Origin of the sequence: Pseudoselenomonas caprae (assembly GCF_008271345.1) — a bacterium.
Taxonomy (GTDB): Bacteria; Bacillota; Negativicutes; order Selenomonadales; family Selenomonadaceae; genus Selenomonas_A; species Selenomonas_A caprae.
Genome location: NZ_VTOZ01000004.1, coordinates 1 through 12,455, shown reverse-complemented (window position 1 = coordinate 12,455; position 12,455 = coordinate 1). Strand labels below are relative to the sequence as shown.

Sequence of the window (12,455 nt, the reverse complement as noted above, 5' to 3'; positions counted from 1 at the left end):
TCATATTCTATCCGCATTTCCTAGAAATATTCTGAAAGACGCCCGTCTCTGCAGAAAAATACCGTCCAGCACAATCTGTGCCAGACGGTGAATAACGGCTTGGTGATTATTTGATCATGTCGTGCTGGATCATGTACTCGGCAATCTGCAGCGCATTGAGGGCTGCACCCTTGCGAATCTGATCCCCGCAGCACCAGAGATTCAGTGCGTTCTCGCAGGAGTAGTCCTTGCGGATACGACCGACTTCTACATCATCCTTGCCCGACGTGAAGAGCGGCATCGGGTATTCCTGCTCATCGGTGTTGTCTTTGACGACTGCACCCGGGAAGGCATCGATAGCCTTGCGCGCTGCCTCGACGCTGACCTCATCCTCGAACTCGATGTTGACCGATTCCGCATGGCTGCGATAGACCGGTACGCGGACCGTCGTTGCCGTCACGCGAATATCCGGATCGTCGAAGATCTTCTTCGTCTCGTTGACCATCTTCATTTCCTCTTTCGTGTAGAGGTTGTCCTGGAAGACGTCAATCTGAGGGATCAGGTTGAAGGCAATCTGATAATGCTTGTTGAGCGCGGCACCCGGCAGGATGTTCGCCGTTACCTCGCGGCCGTTCACGATATCATCGACCTGCTGCTCAAGCTCAGCCATAGCCTCCTTGCCGCCGCCCGAAACAGCCTGATACGTCGATACGACTACACGCTTGATTTTCGAGATATCATAGAGCGGTTTGAGCGCCATGAGCATGATGATCGTCGAGCAGTTCGGGTTGGCGATGATGCCTTTATGCTTGCTGATGGCCTCAGGATTGACCTCCGGTACGACCAGCGGGACTTCCGGATCCATACGGAAAGTACTGGAGTTATCGATGACTACCGCACCGGCCTTGACAGCAGCCGGAGCAAAGACCTTGCTGGCACCGCCGCCAGCAAACAGAGCAATCTGAACATCCTTGAACGAATCTTCCGTTGCCTCTTCCACCGTGTATTCCTTGCCCATGAACTGGAGCTTCTTGCCAGCACTGCGCTTGGAAGCGAGCATCTTGAGGTTGGCGAACGGGAAGTTGCGCTCCTCGATGAGATTGAGGAACTCCTGCCCAACGGCACCCGTGGCACCGAGGATTGCTACATTGTACTTTTTCATATAGATACATCCTTTCGATGATTGATAGCAAATGCTACTCTGTCTAATTAGAACTCCAACAGCTGATCAAGACCGATCGTAAGGCCCGTAAGGGAACGCACCTTCTTGGCCGCCAGGCAGACACCTGGCATGAAGGACTCGCGATTCATGGAATCGTGACGGATTGTCAAGGTCTGGCCCAAGCCGCCAAAGATGACTTCCTGATGGGCCACATAGCCCGGCAAACGGACGCTGTGAATATGCATGCCCTCGTAATCAGCACCACGAGCACCGGCTAGTTTTTCCTTTTCCTCCGGATGCCCCTGCTTATGCGCCTCACGGACTTCGGCAATCATGGCTGCCGTCTGGATGGCCGTACCCGACGGCGCATCGAGCTTATTGTCATGATGCAGCTCGATGATCTCCACCTCAGGCATATACTTGGCGGCCTGCTTGGACAAAACCATCAGCAACACCGCCCCGATGGCAAAGTTCGGGGCGATGAACGCCGGCGTGCCACTCTTCTCTGCCGCCTGCCGGATCTCAGCCTTCTGCTCCTCCGAAAGCCCCGTCGTGCCGACGACTGGCGAGACCTTATGCTCCAGTGCCGTCATGACATTGCCGAAAACGACATCCGGCCGCGTGAAGTCCACCATGACCTCAGGCTTCAGCCGCGTGAGCGCCGCCCCAAGGTCTGTCTCCACCAGGATCCCATTGGCCGGCAGGCCCACCAGCGTGCCGGTATCGGCTCCGCCATGGATGTCACAAGCTCCCACGAGCTGAAGATCCTTATCCTCCTGCACCGCCTTCAGGACAGCCTGTCCCATACGCCCGCAGGCACCATTTACGAATACTGTAGTCAAGCTATGCGCCTCCTAGAATTTTTTACGCACAAAAGATAACTTTATTGTATAGTATGTCCGCCAATTATGTCAAGATGTTCTCGACAAAAAGACGGTAAAATCATCACGTTTCGGTGATATTGAGAAATTGCTGCTGATACTGTAACGCCAAGATCGGCAGGATATCACGCACATCGGCCTGGTTCTCCATCGTCTCGAGCGCCGCCCGGCGCGCCAGCAGCAGGATATCCATATCCTGCAGGACATCGGCGATCTTGAGGTCTGGCAGGCCATGCTGCATCGCACCGAAGAACTGTCCCGGCCCCCGCAGCCGCAGATCTTCCTCAGCCAGTTTGAAACCATCGGTGGTCTCCGCCATGATCTGCAGCCGCTCCTTGGCGTTCTCCGTCTTCATCTCCGAGACGAGGATGCAAAAGGATTGATAGGGCCCGCGGCCAATGCGGCCGCGCAGCTGGTGGAGCTGCGCGAGACCGAAGCGCTCGGCATTCTCGATGACCATGATGCTCGCATTCGGCACATTGACGCCAACCTCGATGACTGTCGTCGACACGAGCAGTTTGATCTTGTCCTCATAGAAGTCCTGCATGACCTGCTCTTTTTCCGCGGCCTTCATCTTGCCATGCACAAGACCGACAGGCACATCACGGAAAATCCCATAGCGCAGCTCGTCATAGATCTCCTCTGCCGACGGCAGCGGGCTGTCCTCATTCATCTCGATCAAGGGACAGACGACATAAGCCTGCCGCCCTGCCTCAAGCTGCGTAAGCACGTATCGGTAGATGAGTTCGCGCCGGTCAGGCTGCCGCACAAAAGTGCGGATTGGCTGGCGCCCGGGCGGCAGCTCCTGGATCAGCGACACATCGAGGTCACCATAGACGGTCAGCGTCATCGTGCGCGGAATCGGCGTCGCGGTCATGACGAGGACATCCGGCATGAGCTCGCCCTTCTTCTCGAGCTCGGCACGCTGGGCAATGCCGAAGCGATGCTGCTCATCGGTAACGACAAGCCCCAGCTTGGCAAAACGCACGCCTTCCTGGATCAGCGCATGGGTACCAATGACGATATCCACCTCATGGGCAGCAATGGCTGCATACATCTCCTCGCGCTTTTTCTTGGTCAGCCTTCCCGACAAAAAGCCAACGCGGACACCGAGCGGCTCAAGCTGCGCCTTGAAGCCTTCGTGATGCTGGCTGGCCAGGATCTCTGTCGGCGCCATGAGCGCCCCCTGATAGCCATTTTCCACCGTCTTCACCAGCGCCAGCATGGCAATGACCGTCTTGCCCGAGCCTACATCGCCCTGCACCAGGCGCCGCATCGGCACCGGGCTTTCCATGTCCCGGCAGATTTCCCGCCAGACTTTCGACTGGTCATTGGTCAGCTGGAACGGCAGGCCCGCTTCGAGACGATGCACGAGCTCACTCGAAAGCAGATGGCGGATTCCCTTTTTCTTTTCCCGCGACTGCCGTTTGAGGATCAGCAGGCCGCATTGGATCAGATATAGCTCCTCAAAAGCCAGCCGATTGCGGGCCGCCTTGAGCTCGGCAAAATCCGCGGGGAAATGGATTTTCTGCAGGGCCTCACGGCGTCCCTGCAGCTGGTAGCGCGTGCGGATGTCCGCAGGTATGACCTCAGGCAGCTCAAGCTCCTCCTGCAGGAGCCCGGCCATGGTCTTGCGGAAGAATTTCTGATTGAGCCGTTCCGTTGCCGGATAGACTGGCAGGATGCCGCACATTTCCTCCGGCGTATCCTCGTCGTCCAGGATCTGGAAGCCGCTGAGCTGGCTCATGGCGAACTGGCCGCGGCCGCCATAAGCATATTCGGCCTTGCCGGTCACAAACACACGCCTTCCCGTCTGCAGCTGTTTCTTCAGATATTTCTGGTTGAACCAGGTCACCTGCAGGAAAGCGCTGCCATCGCCGATGAGTGCCGTGAGGATCGTCATGCCGCGCCGCCCCGCCTGGCGCTCACTCACGTTCATGATAACGCCGGAAACCGTCGCCCGCTCTCCCGGCTTCAGCTCCGCGATCCTGGTCAGCACGCTCTGATCCTCATAGGTACGCGGGAACCAGGTCAAAAGATCATAGACCGTGCGGATGCCCATGCGGTTGAGCTCTGCCTTTTTCTTCGGGCCAACGCCCTTGACATATTGGATTGAATCTCGTAACTTCACTCGCCATCACCTAAAACATTCGTTTGTTCCCTATCATTTTAGCAAATTACGCCCAGCCCTTCAATGGCAAAACCTGCCGGATACCTTGCCATCCCTGCTGCTACTATTTATAATAGACAAGTCAGGAGGGATTCGATTGATCAAACTAATTGCAACCGATATGGATGGCACGCTGCTCGACGGCAACCATCGGATATCGTCTGAAAACATTGCCGCCATCCGTCAGGCGCAGGCCGCCGGCGTCCGCTTTGTCATCGCCACGGGCCGCATCATGGCTGACGTCCGTGCCTTCATCGAAAGCTACGACCTGCATCCCTGCTATCTTACCATGAATGGTGCCGAGCTCCATGATGAGCAGCATCAGCTGCTGCATGCCGCCTACATCGATCATACGCGCAGCCGCAAGATCTACGAGACCATCGAAAGCTTCCACCGCTTCAACCTGGAAATCTACACCGACCAAGGCCATTACAGTGCCAACTCCCGCCTGCGGACCTATCGCGGCCTGCTCGACCGCATGCGCGAAGTGCGCCCCGGCACGACTTTCTTCAAGAACTTCTACTGGGCACTTCGCAATCCCCACTTCCGCAAGCTGCAATACATCCACGACCTCGAAGCCTTCTGGCAGAGCGATATCCACATCGCCAAGTTCATCACCTTCAGCCAGAAGCCTGAGCTGCTCGCAGCACTCAGCGACAAGCTCAGGCAGGAAGTCCCGGGACTGGCACTTTCAGCCAGCTTCCGCACCAACATCGAAATCAACGACGCCAAGGCCACCAAGGGCAATACGCTACGCGTACTGACCCAACGGCTCGGCATCCGCGAAGACGAAGTCCTCGTGCTCGGCGACGGCACCAATGACCTTTCGATGTTCGAGGCCTTCCCCACCCATGCCACTGCCATGGAAAACAGCGTACCTGCGCTGAAAGAAAAAGCTGCGCACATCACGGCCGACAACCTGCACCACGGTGTTGCCCAGGCCATAAAGCAATATCTATGAAACAAAAAGCTCACCACGCACAATGCGGTGGTGAGCTTTTTTTGCTCAGTAGTTGAACTTAGCCTCAAACATGCGATGCCACGGCAGCGTGACCCGAAGGTTTTCCAAAGCAGCATAGGGAGGCAGGTTCGTGACCGCAAACTCGCGCATCAGCGTATTGATGCGGTTCACGATGCCCGTCTCATAGCTTCCCATATTGCTGTATACATCCCAGCGGCGGAAGCCGGCGATGCTGGCCGCCATCTTTGTGCGGACGTTGGCCTGATAGCCCCAATCATCCAGATAGCGTTTGGTCAGCAGGTTGTCACAGGCATCATCCGGCATCCGGCCCGAAAGGAGCCCCGTCGCGATGACAAAGCCCGTGCTGTTCGTCGGCGTATTCCAGCCCGCATAGGCACGGATCTTATAGAGGAGGCCGCCAGCCTGCAGGGATTTGAGCAGCGCGTTATCGGCACCATTGGCAAAGGCAATGTCTGCAATGCCCACAGCCTTGCCCGCAGCTACATAATCGTTGACCTGCTGCGTGAAATACTTCGTGGTGCCGCGATTCACACCATTGTTGGCCAGATTCCCCTTGGCCGCCGTCACAAGGTTCGCCTCACCGGTACGTCCATCCTCATTCGTATTGACCAGCAGCACGAAATCTGCGCGCTCCGGCGTATTCACGACCAGACCGCCAGCTGTGCGCACCGAAGCGCGGATGGTAGCATCGATGCGCGTGTCCGAATACCCCGGCACCGTATCCGCACCTTTGCCCTTGTTGTACTGGACATAGATGAACGGGATCTCCTTCTCCGCATCATTGACTGCGCGGCTGAGCAACAGCGCGCCAAACTCATCGATACCAGCCAGCACCTGATAGCGCGTATCTGGCAGCCCTTTACCATAATCCTCCATCAGAAGGCCTTCGTGGTGGGTCTGCGAATACGGCGCGTTGTCATCCTTGCCGACTACCAGATAATCGATGACACCTTGACGTGTCAGATCGACCAGCTGCTCGCTGACCTTGACGTTCTTGGCACGGCGCGCGCGCCAATCCTGCCAGACTTCCTGTGGCACGGCCTGCTCATGCTGCGCCATGGCCTGCTCCTCTGCTGCAGTGAGCCCCTGCAGCGACTTCTTATCAGCCAGAGCCGAGTACTGGAAGATATCCGCACCATACGGCTGATAATATGCTGGCTCCGCATTGCCCGAATACATGCCGCTCTTCGGCGTGCGCATGATGGAATCAAACACATAGAGCTTGAGACGCGGATTCTCCTGCCGCAGCTGGGCAAATTCCTGCACACGCGCGGCCAGCGTCTGTTCCTCAAGCTCATGCTTCCGCGACGGCACCAGGCCGCCATAGACCATCGAGTCTGAGGAGAACATGGCGGCATCAGCGCCGCGGACATTCTCCTTCGCCCACTGCCAAAGCTTATCCGGATCGCCTGGCTTATCCACGCCACCGCTCAAGAGCTCCTGAGGCGGTATGACAACCTCATAGCCCGCAGCCCGTGCGACATCAGCCGTATCCTCACAGGAAATCGGCCGGTTGTCGTGGGGGATGAAAACGAGCCGCCCCTTGCCAGCAGCCGCAGCGCCGCTCAGTGAACAAGCCTGCAGCGCCGTGATGAGCAGTCCGCTCAGCATCATAGCCTTGATTTTCATCGAATCACTCCCTTTTCTATCCATACTATTCTTATTATACAGCAAGAATTTTAAAAATACCTAAAAAAGAGGAACCTCGCTCAGAGGTTCCTCCCATAGGTGAAGATATATCCGTGTCAGCGAATGAATCAGAGCTGCGGGCCTGCAGCGACAAGAGCCTTGCCTGCTTCGTTCGTCGTGTATTTATCGAAGTTCTTGATGAACATCGATGCCAGTTCTTTGGCTTTCTTTTCCCACTCAGCCGGATCAGCATACGTGTTTTTCGGATCGAGGATATTCGTATCTACGCCCTCAAGCTCCGTCGGAACCTCAAGACCGAAGAACGGAATCTTCTTCGTCGGCGCATTGGCGATAGCACCGCTATGGATGGCATCAATGATACCACGCGTATCCTTGATGGAGATGCGCTTGCCCGTGCCATTCCAGCCCGTGTTGACGAGATATGCCTTCGTGCCATTGGCTTTGACGCGTTTTACGAGCTCCTGTGCATACTTCGTCGGATGGAGTTCGAGGAATGCCTGGCCGAAGCAAGCCGAGAACGTCGGGGTCGGCTCCGTGATGCCGCGCTCCGTACCAGCAAGTTTTGCCGTGAAACCGGACAGGAAGTAATACTGCATCTGCTCCGGCGTCAGGATGGAAACCGGCGGCAGGACACCAAAGGCATCAGCCGAAAGGAAGATGACGCTCTTGGCAGCCGGTGCAGCGCTGCGATCGTTGACAAAGCCTTTGACCGTTCCTTTGATATGGTCGATAGGATACGATACACGCGTGTTCTCCGTGATGCTCTTATCCGCAAAGTCAATCTTGCCTTTTTCGTCAAGGACAACGTTCTCAAGCAGTGCATTGCGCTTGATTGCGCCATAGATGTCCGGCTCCGACTCCATATCGAGGTTGATGACCTTTGCATAGCAGCCACCCTCGAAGTTGAAGATACCCTCATCGTCCCAGCCGTGCTCATCGTCACCGATCAGCAGGCGTTTCGGGTCCGTGGAGAGCGTCGTCTTGCCCGTGCCCGAGAGGCCGAAGAAGATAGCCGTGTTCTTGCCTTCCTTATCCGTGTTTGCCGAGCAATGCATAGCAGCAATGCCCTTGAGCGGCAGGAAGTAGTTCATCATGGAGAACATGCCCTTCTTCATCTCACCGCCATACCAGGTGTTGATGATGACCTGCTCGCGGCTCGTCAGATTGAAGACAACAGCCGTATCGGAATGGAGGCCAAGCTCCTTGAAGTTCTCGACTTTTGCCTTGGAAGCGTTGTAAACCGTGAAGTCCGGCTTGAAGTTTGCCAGCTCCTCTTCCGTCGGTTTTACGAACATGTTCGTAACGAAGTGAGCCTGCCAAGCAACCTCAACGATGAAGCGAACAGCCATGCGCGTGTCTTTGTTGGCACCGCAGAACGCATCGACAACGTAGAGTTTCTTGTTGGAGAGCTCTTTCTTGGCAATCTCCTTGCAAGCTTCCCAAGCTTCTTTCGTCGCACGGTGGTTATCGTTATGATAAGCCTCAGAATCCCACCAAACGGTGTCATGGGAGGTCTCATCATCGACGATGAATTTATCTTTTGGGGAACGGCCCGTGAAGATACCCGTCTTGACGTTTACAGCTCCGAGCTCCGAAATCTGGCCGATTTCAAAACCAGTCAGACCTTCTTTGGTCTCTTCCTCGAACAACGTCTTATACGAAGGGTTGTGAAGAATTTCCGTCGTGCCCGTGATTCCATACTGAGTAAGATCGATGTTTGCCATTTTACATTCAACCTCTTTCATAAAATGTATTAACTGTTGATAAGGTTTTCACACTTCACTTTCCTTACCACGAATATTATATTAGCTTATTTTTCCATAAATGTCAACTATTTGCATGGTAAAATTTTAAAAATGGCATTTATCGAAATTGTTTGTCAACAAAATAAAACAAATGAAAAACGCAGTACGGATTCATATTGTTCCTACTGCGTTTTTCGCATTGCTATTCTCTTATCATGCCTCAGCGAAGGCCAGCACTGCCTGGCGCATGCCCTCGCATGCACAGACACCATCATGGCGCTGCGCCTTAGTGCGCAGCGAGGCAAGTCCCTGCGGCGTCGGATCATCGTTGAGTTCCTGGAGCCTATCCAGCATCGCAAACTCATCAAGGCCAGCAGTATCCACGCCCAGTGCCTCGAGCACACTGCCATTGAATTTATAGGGGCTTGCGGTCGAAGCGATGACCATATAGCGGTCATCCCCCGTCGCCTGCTGATAGTTTTCCGCTACCTTCCAAGCCACGGCCGTATGCGTATCCGGCACATAATGTTTGTCCTTATAGACGCGGCCAATGAGTTCCTTGGTATCTGCATCACTTGTCCAGTCAGCCCAGAAGGTCTGCTGGATCTTCTGCAGCAGCTCTGCGCCGATATCATAGCGGCCCGTTGCCGAGAGCTCCTGCATCCAGCCGGCAACCCTGGCCGTATCGCCAGTCATATGATAGAGCAGACGCTCGAGGTTACTCGAAATCAGGATATCCATCGACGGCGTAATCGTCTTGTAGAAATCGCGGTTGCGGTCATAGACACCGGTGCGCAGGAAATCTGTCAGGACGTTGTTCGCATTCGAGGCACAAATCAGCTTATGGACCGGCAGCCCCATGCACTTGGCATAGAAGCCTGCCAGGATATCGCCGAAGTTGCCTGTCGGCACCGTGAAGTTGATTTCATCCCCCGCCTCGATCTTGCCTGCCTTGACAAGATCTGCGTAGGCACTGAAATAGTAGACGATCTGCGGCACAAGACGGCCCCAATTGATGGAGTTGGCCGAGGAAAGTTTGACACCTTTCTTCCCGAGCTCCTCGTTGAAGGCCTTGTCGCCGAAGATGCTCTTGACGCCGCTCTGGGCATCATCGAAATTGCCGCGTACCGCCGTGACATTGACATTCGCCCCTTCCTGCGTGAGCATCTGGAGCTGCTGGATACGGCTGACACCGCCCTCGGGATAGAATACCATGATCTTTATCTGGTCAACATCGCAGAACCCCTCAAGCGCTGCCTTGCCCGTGTCGCCAGAGGTCGCCACAAGGATCAATACCTTATCCTGCTCGCCAGTCTTCTTGAGGGCCGTGCTCATGAGCTGCGGCAAAAGCTGCAGGGCCATGTCCTTGAACGCACTCGTCGGGCCATGCCAAAGCTCCAGCACCCCCAGATCATCGAACACCTTGACCGGGGCACGCATGGCTGCATCGAATTTGTTGCTGCCATAGGCACGCGCCACACAGCCCTTGACTTCATCCGCCGTATAATCCGTAAGGAACAGTCCCAGCACTTTGGCCGCGCGCTCTTCATAGCTTAGCTCACCCAGCGATGCGATAAACGCAGCATCAACCTTCGGCATGCTATCGGGCACGAACAAGCCGCCATCCGCTGCGAGTCCCTGGATAATGGCCTGCGCCGAGTCAAGTTTCACGCCATTGCCTCTCGTGCTGCTATATTTCAAATCAACCGCCTCTTTCTTTTCCATACTATTATAAACTGCTCATCTTTTGCGCCTGACATACGCCAGAAATTGGTTCTAGACTGTATTCGAGGTTTATTATATCATATATGAAAGGCGAATCCTATAGAAAATATAAGATTGTCGGCTGAGAAAATACGTTTTTCTCGATATTTTTACATTATATTTTAAAATTACATGATTTATATCATATTATGTAATTTATTAAGGAGTGTTTTACCCTTGTTGAAAATTGCTATGGGCCAGATGGAAGTCATCCCGGGCCATCCTGACCAGAACACCGCCAAAATCCTTGCCATGATCGCTGAAGCCAAAGAACAAGGCGCTGATATCGTCATCTTCCCGGAGATGGCTGTACCCGGCTACCTGCTCGGCGACACCTGGGAGCAGTCCTCGTTCCTCAAGGATTGCGAAAGCTATGGCCAGGATATCATCGCTGCCTCGGCGGGCATCACGGTCATCTTCGGCAACATCGCAGTTGACTGGTCAAAAAAGAACAACGACGGCCGCGTCCGCAAATACAACGCCCTGTTCACAGCGCAGGACGGCAAGCTCATCCAGCCTGACAACATGCCGTATCAATACGTCATCAAGACCCTGATGCCCAACTACCGGGAGTTTGACGATACCCGTCACTTCTTCAGCCTGCAGAAGCTCGCCCGCGAGCTCGGCACCACGCCAGACCAGCTGCTCTCGCCAGTGACCGTCAAAGTCAAGGGCCAGCACTACCGCATCGGCTGCCTGCTCTGCGAAGATGGCTGGGGCGATAACTACGAGCTGGAACCATTTACGCTGCTTGGCCGCCACAAGCCTGACTTCTTTGTCAACATCTCGGCCTCGCCCTATACCCTCGGCAAGAACGACAAGCGCAATCGCGTTTTCGGGGCACAGGCCCAGCAGGCCGGGGTCCCGCTCTTCTATGTCAATGCCATCGGCCTGCAGAACAACGGCAAGACCATCTACACCTTTGACGGGTCAAGTACGGCGTACAACGCCCAGGGCCATGTCGTTGCCGTCGCACCAGAATACCAGGAAAACCTGGCCCTTATCGATATGGGGCAGATTGACAAGTCAAAGCCAGTTGACAAGTCAACGGAAAAAGACATCGCGCATATCTATCGCGCTCTCCACTACGGCGTCAAACGCTTCCTTGAAAACATCCATATGAAAAAAGTCGTCATCGGCATCTCGGGCGGCATCGACTCAGCGGTCGCCGCTGCCCTCTACGCCAAGATCATCGGCCCCGAGAACCTGCTGCTCGTCAACATGCCGAGTGTCTTCAACTCCGCGACCACCAAGGGACTCTCCCAGCAGCTTGCCCACAATCTCGGCTGCCAGTATATGATCGTCCCGATCCAGCAATCCGTCGACCACACGGTTGACCAGCTCGAGCACACGCCGATGACATATCTGGCCGACGACAGCATCAGCAATCTCACCGTTTCTTCGTTTGTCACCGAAAACATCCAGGCGCGCGACCGCAGCGCCCGCGTGCTCGCCGGTGCCGCAGCAGCCTTCGGCGGCGGCTTCACCTGCAATGCCAACAAAGCCGAAACCACCGTCGGCTACTCGACGCTCTACGGCGACCAGTCGGGCTTCCTCGCTGCACTGGCTGACCTCTGGAAACATCAGGTCTACGCACTGGCCTACTATATGAACGAAGAAGTCTATGGCCGCGAAGTCGTGCCCCAAGGCATCATCGACATCGTGCCCAGCGCAGAGCTCTCCAGTGCCCAGAACGTCGACGAGGGCAAGGGCGACCCCATCAAATATCCCTACCACGACTACCTGTTCCGCTCATTCATCGAGCGCTGGGAAAAAGCTGCGCCCCAGGACATCCTCGAATGGTATGCGGCCGGTACCGTCGAAGAGAACCTCGGCTGCGCCCCTGGCCTTGTCGCTAAGTACTTCCCTACGGCTGCCGATTTCATCGCGGATCTGGAACGCTGGTGGAATCTCTTCTGCGGCATGGCAATCGCCAAACGCATCCAGGCCCCGCCAATCCTGGCCGTCAGCCGCCGCGCCTATGGCTTCGATCATCGCGAAGCCCAGAACGGCCCCTACTACACGCGCCGCTATCGCGAGCTCAAAGCGCAGCTGCTTGAGCGCTGACTAACATACAACAACCGAAAAAGCCACGGGCTGGTGTGCTCCCCGTCAAGTGGAC

General features: G+C 55.5%; 8 protein-coding genes. 2 read left to right on the top strand and 6 right to left on the bottom strand.

What is annotated here, in order from left to right:
- Positions 1 to 106: 106 nt before the first annotated feature.
- The 3 genes from FZ041_RS02580 to recG form a co-directional block, all read right to left on the bottom strand.
- A complete protein-coding gene (locus FZ041_RS02580; RefSeq protein ID WP_149188410.1) occupies positions 107 to 1,141 on the bottom strand; it encodes an aspartate-semialdehyde dehydrogenase in 1,035 nt (344 codons plus the stop codon).
- Between the two features lie 47 nt (positions 1,142 to 1,188).
- Positions 1,189 to 1,983, bottom strand: a complete 795-nt coding sequence (gene dapB / locus FZ041_RS02575; RefSeq protein ID WP_149188409.1) for a 4-hydroxy-tetrahydrodipicolinate reductase — start codon at positions 1,981 to 1,983, stop codon at positions 1,189 to 1,191.
- Positions 1,984 to 2,086: 103 nt separating this feature from the next.
- Positions 2,087 to 4,153, bottom strand: a complete 2,067-nt coding sequence (recG, locus tag FZ041_RS02570) for an ATP-dependent DNA helicase RecG (RefSeq protein ID WP_149188408.1) — start codon at positions 4,151 to 4,153, stop codon at positions 2,087 to 2,089.
- Positions 4,154 to 4,289: 136 nt separating this feature from the next.
- On the opposite strand from recG, the gene FZ041_RS02565 reads away from it, so the two are divergent.
- Positions 4,290 to 5,153 carry a Cof-type HAD-IIB family hydrolase gene (locus FZ041_RS02565; RefSeq protein ID WP_187626283.1) on the top strand — a complete coding sequence of 288 codons (864 nt, stop codon included), beginning with the start codon at positions 4,290 to 4,292 and terminating at the stop codon, positions 5,151 to 5,153.
- A 45-nt stretch (positions 5,154 to 5,198) separates the two neighbouring features.
- On the opposite strand, the gene FZ041_RS02560 is transcribed toward FZ041_RS02565, so the two are convergent.
- The 3 genes from FZ041_RS02560 to thrC form a co-directional block, all read right to left on the bottom strand.
- Entirely contained in the window at positions 5,199 to 6,803 is a 1,605-nt protein-coding gene (locus FZ041_RS02560; protein WP_255449205.1) for a DUF4127 family protein, read from the bottom strand.
- Between the two features lie 128 nt (positions 6,804 to 6,931).
- The gene (gene pckA, locus FZ041_RS02555; protein ID WP_075427947.1) at positions 6,932 to 8,548 is read right to left on the bottom strand and encodes a phosphoenolpyruvate carboxykinase (ATP); all 1,617 of its coding nucleotides are present in this window, start codon (positions 8,546 to 8,548) and stop codon (positions 6,932 to 6,934) included.
- Positions 8,549 to 8,782: 234 nt separating this feature from the next.
- On the bottom strand, positions 8,783 to 10,294 hold the full coding sequence (thrC, locus tag FZ041_RS02550) for a threonine synthase (RefSeq protein WP_149188405.1): 1,512 nt from the start codon (positions 10,292 to 10,294) through the stop codon (positions 8,783 to 8,785).
- A 216-nt stretch (positions 10,295 to 10,510) separates the two neighbouring features.
- Here thrC and nadE point away from each other — a divergent pair, with 216 nt between their 5' ends.
- Positions 10,511 to 12,400 carry an NAD(+) synthase gene (nadE, locus tag FZ041_RS02545; protein ID WP_149188404.1) on the top strand — a complete coding sequence of 630 codons (1,890 nt, stop codon included), beginning with the start codon at positions 10,511 to 10,513 and terminating at the stop codon, positions 12,398 to 12,400.
- Positions 12,401 to 12,455 lie beyond the last annotated feature (55 nt).

What these genes read in the sequence shown, in the direction of transcription:
- FZ041_RS02580 (WP_149188410.1), bottom strand. Translation starts at nt 1,141, where the DNA reads ATGAAAAAGTACAATGTAGCAATCCTCGGTGCCACGGGTGCCGTTGGG.
- FZ041_RS02560 (WP_255449205.1), bottom strand. Translation starts at nt 6,803, where the DNA reads ATGAAAATCAAGGCTATGATGCTGAGCGGACTGCTCATCACGGCGCTG.
- pckA (WP_075427947.1), bottom strand. Translation starts at nt 8,548, where the DNA reads ATGGCAAACATCGATCTTACTCAGTATGGAATCACGGGCACGACGGAA.
- thrC (WP_149188405.1), bottom strand. Translation starts at nt 10,294, where the DNA reads ATGGAAAAGAAAGAGGCGGTTGATTTGAAATATAGCAGCACGAGAGGC.